This is a genomic window from Agrobacterium sp. SUL3, assembly GCF_001263295.1.
Taxonomy (GTDB): domain Bacteria; phylum Pseudomonadota; class Alphaproteobacteria; order Rhizobiales; family Rhizobiaceae; genus Agrobacterium; species Agrobacterium tomkonis.
Genome location: NZ_KQ414520.1, coordinates 1 through 17,612, shown reverse-complemented (window position 1 = coordinate 17,612; position 17,612 = coordinate 1). Strand labels below are relative to the sequence as shown.

Annotated in this window: 17 protein-coding genes; 15 read left to right on the top strand and 2 right to left on the bottom strand. The window is 59.9% G+C overall.

Annotation, left to right across the window (positions count from 1 at the left end):
• The first annotated feature begins 62 nt into the window (after positions 1–62).
• Positions 63–995, top strand: a complete 933-nt coding sequence (locus AKG12_RS25715; RefSeq protein ID WP_052820971.1) for a hypothetical protein — start codon at positions 63–65, stop codon at positions 993–995.
• A 48-nt stretch (positions 996–1,043) separates the two neighbouring features.
• On the opposite strand, the gene AKG12_RS25710 is transcribed toward AKG12_RS25715, so the two are convergent.
• Positions 1,044–1,862 carry a phosphatase PAP2 family protein gene (locus AKG12_RS25710; protein ID WP_052820970.1) on the bottom strand — a complete coding sequence of 273 codons (819 nt, stop codon included), beginning with the start codon at positions 1,860–1,862 and terminating at the stop codon, positions 1,044–1,046.
• 171 nt (positions 1,863–2,033) lie between these two features.
• Here AKG12_RS25710 and AKG12_RS25705 point away from each other — a divergent pair, with 171 nt between their 5' ends.
• The 9 genes from AKG12_RS25705 to AKG12_RS25665 all read left to right on the top strand — a co-directional run bounded on the left by AKG12_RS25705 (position 2,034) and on the right by AKG12_RS25665 (position 9,453).
• Positions 2,034–2,732, top strand: coding sequence for a response regulator (locus AKG12_RS25705; protein ID WP_046801624.1), 699 nt, complete (start codon positions 2,034–2,036; stop codon positions 2,730–2,732).
• On the top strand, positions 2,729–3,886 hold the full coding sequence (locus AKG12_RS25700) for an ATP-binding protein (RefSeq protein WP_052820969.1): 1,158 nt from the start codon (positions 2,729–2,731) through the stop codon (positions 3,884–3,886). Before AKG12_RS25705 ends, AKG12_RS25700 begins: the two co-directional genes overlap by 4 nt.
• Before the next feature lie 141 nt (positions 3,887–4,027).
• Positions 4,028–4,978: a DUF535 family protein gene (locus AKG12_RS25695; RefSeq protein WP_052820968.1), complete on the top strand. Its 951-nt coding sequence runs from the start codon at positions 4,028–4,030 to the stop codon at positions 4,976–4,978.
• 149 nt (positions 4,979–5,127) lie between these two features.
• The gene (locus AKG12_RS25690) at positions 5,128–5,490 is read left to right on the top strand and encodes a hypothetical protein (RefSeq protein WP_052820967.1); all 363 of its coding nucleotides are present in this window, start codon (positions 5,128–5,130) and stop codon (positions 5,488–5,490) included.
• A gap of 86 nt (positions 5,491–5,576) precedes the next feature.
• The gene (locus AKG12_RS25685) at positions 5,577–5,801 is read left to right on the top strand and encodes a hypothetical protein (RefSeq protein ID WP_052820966.1); all 225 of its coding nucleotides are present in this window, start codon (positions 5,577–5,579) and stop codon (positions 5,799–5,801) included.
• Entirely contained in the window at positions 5,801–7,261 is a 1,461-nt protein-coding gene (locus tag AKG12_RS25680; RefSeq protein ID WP_052820965.1) for a TolC family protein, read from the top strand. Before AKG12_RS25685 ends, AKG12_RS25680 begins: the two co-directional genes overlap by 1 nt.
• Before the next feature lie 14 nt (positions 7,262–7,275).
• On the top strand, positions 7,276–8,634 hold the full coding sequence (locus AKG12_RS25675; protein WP_052820964.1) for a multicopper oxidase family protein: 1,359 nt from the start codon (positions 7,276–7,278) through the stop codon (positions 8,632–8,634).
• A 34-nt stretch (positions 8,635–8,668) separates the two neighbouring features.
• Positions 8,669–9,148 (top strand): cupredoxin domain-containing protein, encoded by a 480-nt coding sequence (locus AKG12_RS25670; RefSeq protein ID WP_052820963.1) that lies wholly within the window; start codon positions 8,669–8,671, stop codon positions 9,146–9,148.
• 20 nt (positions 9,149–9,168) lie between these two features.
• A complete protein-coding gene (locus AKG12_RS25665; RefSeq protein ID WP_046801993.1) occupies positions 9,169–9,453 on the top strand; it encodes a copper-binding protein in 285 nt (94 codons plus the stop codon).
• Positions 9,454–9,534: 81 nt separating this feature from the next.
• Here AKG12_RS25665 and AKG12_RS25660 read toward each other — a convergent pair whose 3' ends face one another.
• Positions 9,535–11,055, bottom strand: coding sequence for an MFS transporter (locus tag AKG12_RS25660; RefSeq protein WP_052820962.1), 1,521 nt, complete (start codon positions 11,053–11,055; stop codon positions 9,535–9,537).
• Positions 11,056–11,188: 133 nt separating this feature from the next.
• On the opposite strand from AKG12_RS25660, the gene AKG12_RS25655 reads away from it, so the two are divergent.
• From AKG12_RS25655 to AKG12_RS25635, 5 genes are all read left to right on the top strand, one after another.
• Positions 11,189–12,043, top strand: a complete 855-nt coding sequence (locus AKG12_RS25655) for a LysR family transcriptional regulator (protein ID WP_046801991.1) — start codon at positions 11,189–11,191, stop codon at positions 12,041–12,043.
• Positions 12,044–12,296: 253 nt separating this feature from the next.
• Positions 12,297–13,835: an FAD-dependent monooxygenase gene (locus tag AKG12_RS25650; protein WP_052820961.1), complete on the top strand. Its 1,539-nt coding sequence runs from the start codon at positions 12,297–12,299 to the stop codon at positions 13,833–13,835.
• Between the two features lie 92 nt (positions 13,836–13,927).
• Positions 13,928–15,040, top strand: a complete 1,113-nt coding sequence (locus AKG12_RS25645; protein ID WP_156316090.1) for a PspA/IM30 family protein — start codon at positions 13,928–13,930, stop codon at positions 15,038–15,040.
• Positions 15,040–15,678: an OB-fold-containig protein gene (locus AKG12_RS25640; protein WP_046801989.1), complete on the top strand. Its 639-nt coding sequence runs from the start codon at positions 15,040–15,042 to the stop codon at positions 15,676–15,678. The genes AKG12_RS25645 and AKG12_RS25640 overlap by 1 nt, the downstream gene beginning before the upstream one ends.
• A 28-nt stretch (positions 15,679–15,706) precedes the next feature.
• Positions 15,707–17,398, top strand: coding sequence for a flotillin family protein (locus AKG12_RS25635; RefSeq protein ID WP_052820959.1), 1,692 nt, complete (start codon positions 15,707–15,709; stop codon positions 17,396–17,398).
• Positions 17,399–17,612 lie beyond the last annotated feature (214 nt).

Below are 17,612 nucleotides of genomic sequence, written 5' to 3'. Positions count from 1 at the left end.
GGATCGTTCAATCCAGACGCCTCCAAAGAGAGGTGATGCCGGCGATTCGAGGAGCGCGCGCCATGACCAATTTTTTCGATTTTGCGATTTCCCGGCTGCCGGATGCCGCAGTGATAGGCAGCAGGCCACCACTGAACGAAATCGACGCGCTGGTTCAAACCGCTTCTTTCACAGCCGCGTTGCGCCTGTTGGCCGGGGGCTTCATAAGCCTTTATGAAGGCTCCCCCGAGATAACCGCGCTTTTCGCGACACGCCAGAGCCGGCTTCTGTGCCACGCGCTGGTGGCGCTTTATTTCCAGAAGCGCAGCATCTGCGAGGCTGAAACGGGGGAACCCTTCCTGACCCGCGATGATTTTGCGCAACTGGCGCTGAAAAACGGCCTCGCCAGCCACGAGATCGCCTATACCTTCTTCAAAGAGGCGCTGAAACGCGGGCTGACGAGACCGGTGACCCAATCCGAAAGCGACAGGGTCGATGGCATAGCGCCTTCACCATTGACGCTGGCTATGCTCGCCCATTGGTACGACGTCCATTTTCAGGCGCTGGACCTTATCGACGAGGGGTTGAGGGCCTCACGCTTCATCGAACGCTCCGAAACCATGCTCGCACATATCCATCCTCGCGTGGCACAGGCGCTGCTATCCAATCCGGAGGTGCGCTGCCCCGGCCCGCTTTCCATCATCTTCAACTGGTTCGATGCCGGCGGCTTGCTGATGGACCGGCTGATTGCCGGTATCGACTGGGAAAACCCTCTTGAACATGGCAGGCACCTGACGGATGTGAAGACGGCCTCACAACTGGCGCAATCGCTTTCGCTGTCGCGAACCCATGTCAGCCGCAAACTTGCGGCGGCCGAAATGATCGGCGGCATCGGCTGGAGCGGGCGCCGAGGCCGTTCCGCCCTCTGGATCTCACAGGGTTTTTACGAGGAATACGCCCGCACACAGGCACGCAAGCTGCTCATTCTCGACGGTGCCTTCATGGAGATTTTCTAGAGCCCCCAGCCCTGTGATTGCGGTGGCAACCAAAGCCCCGAACCGGCTTTATTGTTCTGCAATGTGCCGGTTTCTGTTGGCTTTGCGCGAGAAGGCAGCGTCAATCGTCTCGCGATATTTCGTGAACGGCCGATGCAGCAACAGAAACACTGCAAGCATCAATGGCCAGGCGATCAGGACATCGGAGAGGAAGTGAGCGCCCATCGCAACCCTGTTCAGGGAAAAAATCATGATGAACGGCATCAGGACCGCGGCTCCGACGAGGCGGAATTTTTTCGGCAAGAGGATGATGAAAGCCAGCAGGGCGATGGCGGAAGCACTTTCGCCTGATGGAAATGAGCAATTGCGGAGACAGGTGCCTTCAAGCGAGAGAACGGGCGTAAAAAACAGCTCTCCCCCGAAATCGCCTAGGTGGCGCGGTCTGGCCCGACCGAACAGGTTTTTCACGACATCGACGGTCGCGCCTGGCCCGAGTACATAAAAAGTGAGAATAAGCAGCAATTGGTGAGGGCGAAAATTGCGCTGTAAGCCGGCAGAGAATGGGCGGACGAGAAGTATGGAAACAAGCCCGGATAACAGAAGAGCTGGGAGCGCGCGGTTCAGATCGCGGACGGAAAGCAGGAACGCATCCTCACCGTGACGGAAGCCATCGGTCCAGAACCCACGGCTGACATCAAGATCGATATCCGGCCAGGCGGTGAAGAAAAGCATCATCGCGAGCGCAACCGCAAGAGCCAGAAGAGATGGCTTGCGGACAGCACGTGCAAAAGCCTGGCACGCGCCGTGGATGAGGTTCGAGCGAAGTTTCGACCTCTTGGGCCAATTCGGCGCATTTTGATTGGTTTTACGGAGGAGATACTGGTGCATGACCGGCTCTCTTCCGCAGAAATGTCAAGCCTTTGCGGAGAAACACCCAAGAGCGTGAGGAAAACAGCTCCCACGGCCGATATCTCACACGGGAACCCTTGCCCGATGTGTCACGCCGGCTTAGCGTCCCGGCATTAACGCGGCTTATATACGTAAAATTGCAGGTTCAGCATGGATAGAGGGCTCATTCTCATCGTCGAAGACGATCCCGACATCATGCAGATTCTGGACGCCTACCTCATTCGTGATGGATACAGAACCGTCAGGGCGGGCGATGGAGAAACGGCGATCACGCATTTCTCCATGCTGAGACCGGATCTCATTCTTCTCGACATTCGTTTGCCCAAGCTCGACGGCATCGACGTATTGACACGCATCCGGCGCGAGAGGGATACACCGGTCATCATGGTGACCGCGCTTGCGGAAGATATGGACAAGCTGACCGGCCTGCGTCTCGGCGCCGACGACTACATCATCAAGCCTTTCAATCCGCAGGAAATAATCGCGCGGGTGAATGCCGTCTTGAAGCGCACGCGACAGCCCGTTGGTGCCAGCATCCTGCGTTTCGGCGCCATCGAAATCGATACAGAATCCTATATAGCGGCGGTTTACGGCGAGGCGGGCAGAACCATCCTGCCGCTGACGCTCAGCGAATTCCGGATACTTGCCCATATGACGCGGCGTCCCACCCATGCGTTTCAGCGCGCAGATATTCTCGACGCCTGTTTGCCGGAAAGCGACGCGCTGGCGCGCACGATTGACACGCACATCGCCAATCTGCGCAAGAAACTGACGGATCATGGTGCTTGCGGCTATCTGGTCTCGGTACGCAGCATTGGCTATCGGCTTGCCGGGGAGCAGAAACCATGAGGTTCCGGCGCCTCAGTCTCAGCACGATGACGGCGATCACGATCACCACGATGCTCGTCTTCGCCGTTGCAATGATCTATTACGGCGTGTCCTGGTATGCGGACAACATTCAGGAACGCGCGATTGCCGGGCTGTCGCCGGGCGCCGCCAAAGCCTTCTCGGACATAGATCGCGGCGTGATGCCGGACCTGCAGCAGTTCCAGGCGCTTCTCGACGTTTTGCCCCATGTACAGAGCGCAGGCGATGACGAGCTCGTCGCATCGGTGTTCGTCTTCGGGCTGGCCGGCGTGCTGCTGTGCAGTCTGCTCGGCTATATCATTTCCCGGCGCATTGCCGCGCCATTGCAGGAACTGACCGTGGCGGCCCAGCGCATGGCGGCTGGCGACTTCAGCAGCGGCGAAAAGGTCAAGGCAAACCGTATCGTCGAGATCGTCTTCCTCGTCGACAGTTTCGACAGCCTGAAACAGGAGCTGCAGATGATGGAGCGCCGCCTGAAATTCAATACGATGGCGGTTGCCCATGAACTACGCACCCCACTCACCATCCTGCAAGGCCGCCTACATGGCATTGCGGATGATATCTTTCCCCTCGACAAGCAGGCCATTCGTCACCTCATCGTTCAGGTGGAAGGGCTGGCGCGTCTGGTGGACGATCTGCGTACACTCTCTCTGGCGGAAACCAACAGTCTCGTGAAAGACATCGAGCCACTTGATCTCGCAGCCGAATGCGCGGCGGTGGCGGAGGCAGCGCGGCCCCTCCTGAAGGAGGCCGGTATCTGTCTCAACCTGTCACTGGATCCGGCTCCCGTTCAGGGCGATCGTCAACGTCTTCGGCAGCTGCTTCTCGTCCTGATAGACAATGTACGCCGTTATGCGGCAGGCGGAAAAAGTCTGCGCTGTTCAACCGGCATTCGGGAAGGACGTCCCTTCATCGCCATCGAAGACAGGGGACCGGGTTTTCCACCCGGCGTCGAGGCGCACGGCATCGAACTCTTCTGGCGCACGGAACCATCACGCGCCCGCACCACGGGAGGTACGGGGCTCGGCTTATCAATCGCCCGCGCCATTGCGCAGGCGCACAATAGCGACATGCAGATCGCGGCCGGGCAGGATGGCGGAACGATCGTGACAATCCTCTTCAAGACAACCTCTTGAAAAGCTGGCGCTTATCGTCTTTTTTTCCCTGTACAGGGGGAGATCCGGGCTTAGCGCAAGCTCCACTGTTTCTCGACACAATCTTCACAAATCCGGCGCATGCAACGGCTGCAACACCCATGCTCGCCGGAAGCCAAACCTATGCCGCACACCAACGATGCCGCCTTTCAGGCAGAAAAATTTCCGGCAACGGACGATCTGCAGAAGGCATCGGGCACAACCGAATTCACCTTGTTCTGGACCATCATGACCTTCGTCGGGCGCGCGCACTGGAAGCGGGCGGTCCTGTTCTGGATGCGCTTTGCCGCCAATCCCGTCGTCACGTTTCGGTGGTGGCAGTTTCTGGCCGCCTTTTCGGCAAAGCGGAAACTGCCGCCGCCCCATGATGAATTGCTGCAGAAACCGCTGTCGAAGTTTCTTGTCGGCGAAATTTCCCAGCAGAGACGACTGCTTTTTCTCGTGGAGAACTTCATAGTCGCGGACCGTCATTTTACGAAGGCCGTCATGAGTGGGCTCTGGGCAGGAAAGACCCTGGAGATGGGCATCGTTCATGGCCGAAAGGATGACTACCGGTGCACCCTTGCTCTCGCGGATTGTTGCGGCGGCCGGCACGAGGGCGCTTTTGCAGTCCGGTTGGTGCGCAACCGCGACGAGGCCGTTCTGTGGACCGCAAAGTTCATTTTTCTGGGGCAATACGGGCGAGACCACCATACGCTTGTCGTTGGAGGTATGCAGGGGCCGCGCGCCGCAAAAGATGAGATGGTGTCAGTCACGCGCGATCTTTGCGGGCTTCGCCCCAAGGAGGCGGTCCTGATGGTTCTGCAGGGCCTGATGCCCCAAAGCGCATGTGCCTATTTCGCCGTCGCCCGCGCCAGACACCCGATCCATTATCGCCGCGCCCGGAGGCAAAAAATGATGATTGCGGATATCGACGCTTTCTGGCGCGAACGTTCTGCGGAGCCGGCCGAAACATTCGGTTTCAAGGTACCGGTCTCCAGTCTTGAGGGTGCTGACAAACGCACCCGGATGAAGCTGTCTTTCTTTGATATAGGCAAGCGCTTTCTGGAAGGCGAACCCGGCAAAGACGATTAGGATATTCCAACCCAAGCGGCAATCTCAAACGTGCTGGATCGGTAGAGTCCAACGCATTTTTTGATGGTTATGGGCGATACCCATTGACAAATCTCAGGACTGAGGCTCTGCTACAGCGCATGAATGGGATGTTGCGAGCATCGAAATTGATGGCCCTGTTGTTCAGGCTGGTGATGGTAGTGTCACTGGCGGGCTACAGCGTTTCCACCGTCAATGCCGCAATGCATGCCGAAAACGACGTCCCGATCTCACAGATCGAAAACGACCATTCGTCAGGCCGGGGTCACCACGACGCCGCCGTTCAGGATCACGGCGACCACGCCGATCAACATGACCACGCCAGCAAGGAAAAATCGAAGAATTCCTGCTGCCAGGATTATTGTGGTGTCGCGGCCATTCCGTGCCCCTCCTCATCCCTGAACCACCCGACCGTCATTTCCCTGCGTGCGTTCATCGACGATACGCATGCTGCCGGTCTGGCACCTAAGCTTCAGCGCCCCCCTAATATCTGAATATCCGGAACCGCTTTGCGGGCTTTCCTGCACCTGCATGCGTGAGCGTGCTGGAGCAATCATGATCTTATTGCCGGATTTTCACCATGAAACGTTTGTTCCTGGTGGTTGCCCTGCCGCTTTTTGCGGGCGGATGCGCAGCCACCTTACCTGAAGTCGTCATATCGACCGACAGCCCCGACGCTATGTCCAGCGTCAGGCCCATTCCCTATCAAAATCCGATCGGAGCTTACACGCACCGCGTTCCCGTCGATCCGAAACCCTGGCGTGGCCTGAACGATGCGCAGTCGCCAGCGAAGGGAGGCGCATGATGATCCCACGTCCTATCAGGCTGATATCCTCCCTCCTGTTTCCCCTCATCGCGGCAGGCTGCGTTACGACTGATTATGCCGCCAAGGATGCGGGCTTTGCCGATGCAACGCTGAAAACCAGTGAGGCAACCGGCAAACAGACTGTCTGGGTTCAGAACCAGCAGCAGGCGCAGGTGGTGCGCGACCGCGTCAAGGCGCTGATGGCCAAAAAGACCATCGACGTCGAAACCGCTGTTCAGGTTGCATTGCTAAACAATAAGGGGCTGCAGGCGTCCTATGCGGATCTCGGAGACAGCGCCGCCGACGCCTGGCAGACGCAACTCTCCGTCTTTCCGACCTTTTCCGTCAGTCTGAACGGCATCGGAACGCCCGGGCTTGCCATGTATCGTGTCCTTGAAGGGGCCGTCACCGCCAATATTCTCGCCTTGGCGACCTATGACAAGAATATCAGCCTGGCGAATACGCGCTTCCGTCAGGCGCAGGTCAATGCGGCAATCGCCACCGTGTCGCTTGCTGCGGAAACCCGAAGGGCATGGATCAACGCCGTGGCCGCCTGGGAAAACGTCGCCTACCTTAACCAGGCGAAGGTCGCAGCCGACGCCTCTTCGGAACTTGCGAAAAAGATCGGTGAAGCGGGCTCGATGCCCAAGGCCAATCAGGCCCGCGAACATGTGTTCTATGCGGAGCTGACGGGAGAAACGGCAAAGGCGCGACTGGCAGCGAAACTCGCCAAGGAAGAGCTGATCCGGTTGATGGGGCTTTCCGGCACGGATGCCGAGTTCCAGATACCAAACCGGCTTCCTTCCTTGCCGAAGACCCTGATAGCGCGCAACGATATCGAGGCGGAAGCAATTCACAAACGCATGGATTTGCAAGTCGCCCGCCTCGAATTGCAGGCAACCGCGCAATCCTATCGCCTGGAAGACGCCACCCGCATCGTCACCGATATCGAGCTGGCAGGAAGCTGGGAGAAGGAACGCGAACGCGAGGACGGTGCCACCCGTTCGGACATTGCAAGAACCGGTTCGCTGTCCTTCACGATCCCGATCTTCGATTCCGGGCAGGCACGTCTGCGCAAGGGCGAACTCGCCTATATGCGGGCGGCCAACCAGCTGGCCGGGCTGGCCGTCGACATCCGTTCGCAGGCCCGTTCCGCCCATCTGGCCTACAGGTCGAATTACGACATTGCGCGCCACTACCGCAACAATGTCCTGCCCCTGCGCAGCGCGATCGAGGAGCAATCGCTGCTCTCCTATAACGGCATGATTACCAGCACCTTCGAGCTGATCGCCGATACCCGCGAAAAAATCGAATCCACCATCCTCGCAGTCAACGCCAAGCGCGACTTCTGGTTGGCCGAAGCCAACCTTGCCCCCGTCATCTATGGCGGAAGCACGGGCAGTGCCGCGGCCGAAACCGAAGTCGCGTCGGCCGAAGCACCGGCAGGCGGCGGTCATTGAGAAAGGAAACGGGAATGTTCAGCAGAAGACAATTGCTTGGAGCAGGGGCCGCCGGCGCGGCGCTCGTATCCTCCAAAACCTGGGCGCAGACGTCCAATATGGGCCTGCCGGAAGCAGCCAGCATGGAAGGTGCTGCCACCCAGACGCCCACTCGTCCCTCTACCGGCCCGGATTACAACCCGGTCGTCACCCTCAACGGATGGACCCTGCCCTTCCGGATGAATAACGGCGTCAAGGAATTCCACCTCATCGCCGAACCGGTGGAACGCGAGATGGCCGAGGGCATGACCGCCTATCTGTGGGGTTACAACGGCCAGTCCCCCGGCCCGACCATCGAGGCTGTGGAGGGCGACCGGGTGCGTATCTTCGTCACCAATAAATTGCCCGAACATACGACGGTTCACTGGCACGGCATGATCCTGCCTTCAGGCATGGACGGTGTCGGCGGCCTGTCGCAACCGCATATTCCGGTCGGCAAAACCTTCGTTTACGAGTTCGATCTCGTGAAATCCGGCACCTTCATGTACCACCCGCATTCCGACGAGATGGTGCAGATGGCCATGGGGATGATGGGCTTCTTTGTCGTGCATCCCAAGGACCCGGCGTTCATGCCGGTGGAACGGGACTTCGTGTTCCTGCTCAGCGCCTTCGACATCGACCCGGGAACTTACGTGCCCCGCGTCATGGAGATGACCGATTTCAACCTGTGGACCTGGAACAGCCGGGTCTTTCCCGGCATCGATCCGCTGGTCGTGTCGAAAAACGACAGGGTGCGGGTGCGGGTCGGCAACCTGACCATGACCAACCATCCGATCCATATGCATGGTTACGACTTCGAGGTCACCTGCACCGACGGCGGCTGGGTGCGGCCCGAGGCCCGATGGCCGGAAGTCAGCATCGACATTCCCGTCGGCGCAATGCGCGCCTACGAGTTTGACGCCAAATATGAGGGCGACTGGGCGATCCATTGCCACAAGTCACACCACACCATGAATGCCATGGGTCACGAAATCCCGACATTCATCGGTGTCGACAAGAAGGAAGTCGCCAAGAAAATCCGGCAGATCCGCCCCGAATACATGCCGATGGGCACCGCCGGCATGGCTGACATGGCCGAGATGTCGATGGAGATACCCGAAAACACCGTGCCCATGATGACCGGCTGGGGTCCCCACGGCCCCATCGAAATGGGCGGCATGTTTTCGGTGGTGAAGGTCCGCGAAGGTATCTCCGCGGGCGATTACGCCGATCCGGGCTGGTATCAAAACCCGCCCGGCACACAGGCCTTTGAGTGGACGGGCAACCTGCCCGACGCACCCAAAGCCAAAGATGCAAGCACGCAGCCCCCATCGGCCCATTCGAACCATGGCTGATCGTCAACGTTCCCAAACGATAGAGGAAAACATCATGAACACTGCAATTCTTGGCCTTGTGCTGGCAGCACTTGCGACCCCCGCTCTGGCGGCCGGTAGCCATGCCGGCGGACACAGCGAGGCCATGGCAGTCGGTGAGCCCGGCGATGCCACGAAAGTCACCCAGACCATCCGCGTCAGCATGAAAGAAACGGCGGATGGCAAGATGATCTTCACGCCTAACAACTTCAAGGTCCGCAAGGACCAGACCATCCGCTTCACCGTCAAGAACGAAGGCGAGCTCGATCATGAATTCGTTCTCGATGAAGAAGCAAAGGTCATGGAACACAAGGGGCTGATGGAGAAATTCCCCGAGATGGAACATGCCGATCCGAACGCCATCCGTCTGGCGCCCGGCAAGACGGGGGAAATCGTCTGGAGGTTCATCAATGACGGCGTCTTCAAGGTCGCCTGCCTTGTACCCGGACACTACGACGCCGGCATGCACGGCGATGTCACCGTTGCCAAGAAGTAAGCAAACAAGGAAACCGACCCATGAAAACAATCATCAACACCACACTCGCCGCAGCCCTCTTTCTCGCCTCTGCCGCCGGCGCCTTCGCGCAGGAATTCACCGCCGGCACGGTGAAAAAACTCGATACCAAGGCCAAAAAGGTTACGCTTATCCATGAGGAACTAAAAAACCTGGACATGCCGGCAATGACCATGGTCTTCGAGGTCAAGGACGAAGCCATGCTGGCGAAATTGCAGGAAGGCGCGAAAGTGCAATTCGTCGCCGAGCGGGTGAACGGCAAATTGACCGTGACACAGCTGAAATAACAGCGGCAGAACCTGCAAGGACCAGCGCGCACCCCTATCGGCAAAACCGCGTGGGGGTGCGCCTCATTCGCCTGCGGCGCCCTAGTCGCAGGCGGGTTTTCGCACCCGGCCGAAGACCAGGAAGCTGATGGCGGCAAGCAGCCAGACACTGATACCGGCATAAAGCATGACCAGACCGAAACCATCCGCCAGCGCCTGATGGACGAGCATTTCGGGAACGTCCTGCGCCGAGGATCCGGCAGTTCCCGCCGCAACCTTTTCAGCGAGCAATTGCAATGTGTTCACATCCATATCGAGCGTCAGGTTTGCCTGAAGCGAAGAGCGCACGCCCTCAACCAGAATGAAGCCCATGATCGGAATATTGATGGCGAGCGAGATCATGCGCGCACTCATGTCGATGCCCGACGCCATGCCGGAACGCGACGGCGGCACCGCACCCGTGGTCGTGTTGGTGACCGGCGTGTTGGTCAAGCCAAGCCCGATGCCCGAAAGAATGCAGCCGGGCAGCATGGTAAGCCAGTTCGCATTTTCGATGCCGCTGCCCAGTTTCATCAGCATGAAACCGAGACCGATGGTGAACAGCCCGGCCGGTATAACAATGCGAGGCTGATAACGCAGGGACAGACGCTCCGCCAGCGGCGGCATCACCAGCGCCGGCAGCGTGTAGGCAAGCAGGCCAAGACCGGCGGCGACGCTGTCATAACCGAGACCCGCCTGAAACCAGATCGGCAGATAGATCATGAAGGGCCAGAAACTGATGTTCATCGCCGCCGAGCCGATGATGGCTCCGGAAAACGGCCGGATTCGGAACACGGAAAAATCGAACATCGGCCTTGGTGTGAGCTTTTCCACGATGAGAAAAGCGATGAAGCTCGCGACGGACCCCGCGAGGATCAATAGCGCCGCCTGACTGGCAAAGCCGAGTTCAGGGCCTTGTGTGATGAAAAAGGCAAGGAGAAACACGGCCAGCGACAGCGTGGCGATACCGGCAAGATCAAGACGTGTCGCTTCCGGATCAAGCGATTCTCTCACGCCGCCCACTGCGAGCAGCAAAGTGCCCGCGCTGAGCGCCACGTGAACGAGGAACACCCATTCCCAGCTCCACAGCGCGACGATGGCCCCGCCGATAATCGGGCCAAACCCCAGCCCTACGCCGGAAATGATGCCCCACCAGCCGAACGCCATGCCACGCTCACTGGCCGTGCGAAACTGGTACGACAGGATGGCAATCTGGCACACCAGCATCGCACCGCCGCTCAGTCCCTGAAGGAAACGCGCCGCAATCAGCACCATCACATTTTCCGTCACTCCGCAGGCGAGAGACGAAAGTGCAAAAGCGACAATGCTGGCAATGAAGACGCGCTTGCGGCCAAAGCGGTCTGCCAGCGCACCTGTCGCCATCAACACCACCGTCACGCCGATCGTGTAAGCATTCATGATCCACTGAAGCTGCCGGAAATCCGCATGCAGCATCTGTTCGAGTGTCGGCAGGATCGCCGGAACGCTGGAAATCTCCAGTCCGAACATCAGGGCGGAGAGACAAACGGCAGCGAGCGCCATGGCGCTTCTGCTGCCGGCGGGTGCGGTAACGGCAAGGGTCATTCTTCAGCCTTTCATGGGGCGGATCGCAACAGCGAAATCCGGTCTGCGGAACCGAACGCAAACTAACCAAAGCTTGACCATAACTGAATTGGATGGTTGGCTATTTCAGAGACAACAAATTGGAATTATTGATTTGCGCACGCTGGATGTGGATGCCGTCGAGGCTTTTGTCACCATTGCCGATCTGCAAAGCTTCACCCGCGCTGCCGAAGCTCTGGGAACCACGCAGGGTGCCATCAGCGTCAAGCTGAAGCGGCTGGAAGACCGGCTGGGCCAACGGCTGCTTGAGCGTACGCCCCGGTCCGTGCGGCTGTCGGCGCAAGGTGCGGTGTTTCTGGCGCCCGCCCGCGAATTCCTTGCCGCGCATGATCGTGCCCTCGCCGGCCTTTCATTCCAGCGCCGCCGTTTTGGCCTTGGCATTGCCGCCCATGTTGCGGGGCCGGAGGTGCCAAACCTTCTGGCGCGGCTCAATGCCCATGATCCGGGACTGACGATCGAAGTGCGCATGGACAATTCCCGTGTGCTGCTGGACGCCTTCGACCGTGGCGAAATCGACGCCGCAATTATCCGGCGTGAAGACGACCGACGCGACGGCGAGGTGCTGGGGCCGGAGCATTTCGGCTGGTACGCCGCTCCGCAATTCGAACACCGTCAGGGCGAACCCCTGCGGCTGGCCGCGCTTTCACCCGCCTGCGGTGTGCGCAACATTGCCGCCCGCGCGCTGGATTCGGCCGCCATTGCCTGGACGGAGGTGTTTCTTGGCGGCACCTCGTCGATGGTTACGGCCGCGGTCTCCGCCGGTCTTGCCATTTCCGCCTTTTCCTGCCGTCTTGCACCGCCCGGCACGGTCGAGGTTAGCCAGCGCTTCGGCCTGCCGTCGCTGCCCTCCACCGAGGTCGTGATGTTCTCCACCCTCACCGACAGCAGATCCCGCGAGGCGTTGCGCACACTTGCCGCCGCATTCCGGGAACATCGGCCCGGGTCCTGAGGAATGAGGCTGCCGGATGGACGAAGAGCTGGATTTGCCTTGCCGACCGGCCGCTCCGGCGTTATGGAAGAAATGTCGAAAAAGGCACGACTTGGTGTGGTCTAGCCCAAGTCCTTTCGGAAACGAAAGCTCTGTCCATGCCCTGCGCATGAGTCCCACGACGAACAACGACGCTGTCAAGGCGTCAAATTGTTCGTCCGTGTGGTTCTCAAAACGATGAACTGCTCCGGTCGAACGACCAAAGGAGCATTTCATGTCAAATACCCCTCTGATTTACGATGTCGTGATTGCCGGCGCTGGTCCTGTGGGCCTGTTTCTCGCCTGTGAGCTGCGCCTTGCGAAGGTTTCGGTACTGGTGCTGGAGCAGGCCCACGATCCTTCGTCGCCGCTTAAGAAACTCCCCTTCGGCATGCGCGGTCTTTCCGTGCCCACCATCGAAAGTTTCCACCGCCGGGGCCTGCTGGAGGACATAACCAAAAATCAGCCGACAAAAGAACAGCCAAACGGCAGCCACGGCTTGACCACACACTGGATGCAGCAGCGCCGCCGCCCGGGCGGCCATTTCGCCGGTATCCAGTTCTTCCACGACAATATCGATGCGTCGAAATGGACCTATCGCTTGCCGGATTCGACGCCGGTGACCATGGCCTCCAGCATGGAAGAGATCGAAACCGTTCTGGAAAGACGTGCAACCGCGATGGGGGCCGAGATCAGACGCGGCGCTGGGGTTGAGAGCGTCCAGCAGTCGGATACGGGTGTGACCGTTTACGCGGGTAGCCAGATATTTCACGGGTGCTGGCTCGTTGGCTGCGATGGCGGCCGCAGCGCGGTGCGCAAGGCGGGCGGCTTCGATTTCGTCGGCACCGATCCCGAATTTACCGGCTATTCCGTCGAGGTCGAGATGGCGGACCCGGAAAAACTCGCCCCGGGCCGTCACTACACACCAACCGGCATGTATACCTACCAAGAGCCCGGAACCATCGCGATGGTCGATTTCGACGGCGGCCGGTTTCACCGGACCAAGGCGATGACACCCGAGCATGTGCAGACTGTCCTGCGGCATGTCTCCGGCACCAACGTCACGGTCACAGGCCTCAGACTTGCAACGACATGGACGGATCGCGCCTATCAGGCCACGACCTATCGCAACGGCCGAATATTACTGGCGGGCGATGCCGCCCATATCCACTCCCCGCTTGGCGGCCAGGGGCTTAATCTCGGGCTGGGCGATGCGCTCAATCTTGGCTGGAAACTTGCAGCGGCAATCCGCGGGGATGCCCCGGACGGATTGCTGGACACCTATACCAGCGAACGACACCCGGTGGGAGCACAGATCCTCGACTGGTCGCGCGCGCAGGTCGCTCTCATGCGCCCCAGCTCGAGCACAAGGGCGCTGGAAACCATCATCCGCGACCTTATCGAGACCCGCGATGGCGCGACATATTTCGCCGAGCGTGTCTGGGGTATTTCCCTGCGCTATGAGCTTGGCGGCCAACATCCGCTTGTCGGCCGCAGCGTTCCGGATTTCGTACTGACCGACGGAAGGAAGATCGGCGAACTTCTGAGAGAAGGAAGAGCGCTGCTTTTGAACTTTGGCGTGGGTGCATCACTTGAAGCGCTTGCAGGTCGTTGGACCGGACGGATCGCTTATGTGGCGGCCAATGCCGTCGACCCGCTCGGATTAAGCGCCGCGCTGGTGCGTTCCGATGGCATTGTCGCCTGGGCTACGGGGTCAACTCCTGACAAGGAGGAACTCACGGAAGCCGCTAGCCGGTGGTTCGGTACGGCATAAACTACATCTGAAGCGGGAAATCAGCTTATGCAGGGTTGAAAAAACTACCGACGCCCCTTGAAAGCACCAATGAAGTGCTTTATATATTTCACATGAGCACGAAACTTCTGTCCAACGTCGTTCTGGCACTCAATCTTTCAAGGGAAGATCGATCTTCCCTCGAAGAAACGCTTCTTGCCTATCGACGTGCGATGGCAATCCTCGATCAGACAGAAGGCGCCAACCTCGTGGCGCTGCATGCCGCAGCTTACGAAGAAATCAGGGTCAAGACAGGTCTCCCATCCCGCATGGTGACGCTGGCTTTGCGCGACCACAGCCAGCGTGATCCGCAGGAGCCGGTGCGCGACATCCCGCTCGACAGCAAGCTGTTTTCGGTCAAAGGGCCTGACAGCCTTAGCATCGCCACCCTCTCGGGTCGGGTCGTCGTGCCCTACACGGTTCTTGGCTATCACGACGGCTGGAATGACTTTTCAGAAGCGCGCCTCGTTTTCGAGGGCGAAACCATCAGCATCCATGCCGGCATAAAAACCGGCTTCCAACCGAACAGGGAGGCTTCGATGAACAATGAAGGTATTCTTGGGCGACTCGGGCGTGTCATCGCCGGTGTCATGAACAACGCCGTCGATGCGGCGGAAGCGTCCAATCCCGTCGCAGTCGCGCAGCAGGCCGTGCGGGAAATTGCCAAAATCGCCGAGGAAGCGCGAGCGGCGCTCGGCGTGGCGGTTGCCGCCGGCCATCGCCTCAAATCGAAGGCCGTCGATCTTGATGAAGAGATCAGCGACCTCGACGACAAGATCAGAATCGGGCTGGAAAACGGCCGCGAGGATCTGGCCCGCGCCGCAACCGGGTTGCAGATCGATCTGGAGGCGCAGCGCGAAGCGCTGAACAAGGCGATCCTCGAGAATGCCGCCGAGATTGCGGAAGCGGAAACCACCTTGCGCAGCATCGCCTCCGCAAAGGCGGATGCGCAAAAGCGGCTCGAAGATGCCAAGCGTGCCGAACGCGCGGCACCTGCCAGTGTCGACGCCACCCCGTCCCAGCGCAATGACCGCCGTCTGGCCGAGGCGCTGGAAGCGATCGAAAGGGTGACCGGCACACCGGCCAAGCCCAATACCGGCGCAGCCGAGGTGGAAGAGTTAGGCCGCATGCAGCGCCAGAGCGCCATTGAGGCGCGGCTCAAGGCTTTCCGGGAGGGACAACGCTGATGGAGGGCATTGTCCAGCCCGGCACTGCCCCCTTCTGGATCGCCCTCTTGACGGTCGCCGGCCTCGGCATTGTCGAACTCGTCTCGGTCCTGCTCGGCGTGTCAGCCTCCGGTCTGCTGGACGACAGTTTCAGCTACCATGCGCCGGGCGATACCGAAGCGGGGCTGCTGGGAAGCTGGATGTCCTGGCTCAACGCCGGCGGCGTGCCGCTGCTTGTTCTCGCGGTCATTCTGCTTTCGGTTTTTGCCGTTACCGGTTTCTTCATTCAGGGGGTCGCTTCCACAATATTTCTCGGGCCCTTGCCGCTCCCTTTGGCCATGACCGGCGCGATTGCCGCAGCCATTCCGGCCACGCGGTCGCTCAGCCTTGCTGTTGCAAAGGTCATTCCACGCGATGAGACCAACGCGCTTGAGCAGGCCGACTTTCTGGGTCTCACAGGCGTCGTCACCATCGGGCCGCTTGACCAGGGCAAGCCCGGCACCGTGCGGGTCAAGGACCGGCATGACAATATTCACTTCCTGCGCGCACAGGCCGCATCCGGTCACACGATCGATACGGGTGCGCAGGTATTGATCGTCGATGGGGCGGATGGGCTTTTCCAGGCCATCCCCGCACCGCCGGATCTGAAAAATTCATAATAGCGGGCACAACAGGGGTTAATTCACCATGGACTTCTTTTCTTTGAGCCTGATTGCCGGTGCCATCGTCACGGCGATCGTCGTCATCGGCATCATCATGACATCGCTTTACACGCGCTCGACGCGCGACAAGGCCTATGTCAGAACCGGCCTTGGCGGCAAAAAAGTCGTACTCGACGGCGGCGCGATCATTCTGCCGATCTTCCACTCCTATTCCTGGGTCTCCCTCAGCACGTTGCGGCTGGAAGTAAAGAGATCCGAACATGAATCGCTGATCACCAAGGATCGCATGCGCGCCGATATCACCGCCGAATTTTACGTGCGTGTGAAGCCGGACGCCGAAAATATCGCGCTGGCCGCCCAGACACTCGGCGACCGGACAAATGATGCCGATGCGCTGAAATCCCTGGTCGAGGCGAAATTTGTCGACGGCCTGCGCTCGGTTGCGGCAACCATGTCGCTGCGCGACCTGCAGGAACAGCGCGCCGAATTCGTCAAAGCCGTGCAGGCAGCCGTTGCGCATGACCTGCAGTCCAACGGTCTGGAGCTGGAATCGGTGTCGTTGACGCGGCTCGACCAGACCGACATCAAGCATTTCAACCCCAACAACACCTTCGACGCGGAAGGCCTGACGGCGCTGACGCGGATCACCGAGGAGCGCAAACGCGAGCGCAACCAGATCGTCCGCGACAACGAGGTCGAAATCGCCACCAAGGACCGCGAAGCCGTGCTTCGCCGCCTGACCATCGAACGCGAACAGCGCGATGCGGAACTGACGCAGGAACGCGATATCGCCAACAAGACCGCAGAAACCAGGGCGGAGGCGGCACGCGCCGAACAGGCGGCACGCCTGAACGAGGAAACCGCCAAGCTCGATACCGAACGCGGCATTGCCGAGCGGGATGCGGAAGCCCGTCAGGCGCGCGAGACCGCCCGCATCGAGGCCGAGCGCGGCATCGCCGAGCGCGAGGCGGAAGCCCGCAAGATCACCGAAACCGCCCGGATCGAAGCCGCAATCGCCGTTGCCCAGAAGGTGGAGCAGGAACAGGCTGCGCGCGCCAAGGCTGATGAGGCAAAGGCAGCGGCCATCACCGCCGAAGAACAGGTGGCAACCGCCCGCGAAGTGGAAATCGCCGAACGCGCCAAGCGTATCGCCGTGATCGACGCCCGCAAGGCGGCCGAACAGGAAGCGACGGCGATCACCGTGAAGGCGGAAGCCGAGCGCGAAGCTGCGGAAAACCTCGCTGCCGCCGCCAAGATCGGTGCCGAGGCCGAGGCGCAGGCCGCCAAAATCCGCGCCGAAGGCGTCATCGCGCTCGGTGATGCCGAGGCGCAGGCGGAGCGGGCGAAAAACGATGCACGCAATGCGCTTTCCGGCGACATCATCGAATTCGAACTTGCCCGCGCGCGGATCGCCATCATCCCCGAGGCGCTGGCCGAAGCGATGAAGCCGATCGAGAAGATTTCCGACATCCGCATCTTCAGCGCCGGAAATCTGGCCGGCGCACTCGGTGGCGGCAGCTACGGACAAAACGGCAATGGCCTGGGTGATCTTTCAAGCCAGCTGCTGAGCTTCACCGCGCAGAAGCCGGTTCTCGATGAAATCCTCGCACAGGCCGGTTTCAAGGGAGCAGACCCGACACAGGCCCTCCTCGCAGCTTCCATCACAAATGGCACGGATCGGCCAACGTCGGAAAAGCAGCCACGCAAGGAAACGTAAGAAGGTCTTGGCAGTCTTTCCGTAGACCACTCCTCTCGGCAAGAACATCAAGCGCGGTCAATCTAAGATGGCCGCGCTTTTTTCTGTTCTATAAACACTCAGCGAGACCCGTCATACGCGCCGGAAATGCTGCGCATTAGAGCACGTCCATTGAACGCGGAATCGCGTTGAGGATTCCCTTGGTCGCCGAATTCTGATTCCATCGCTGCGACTG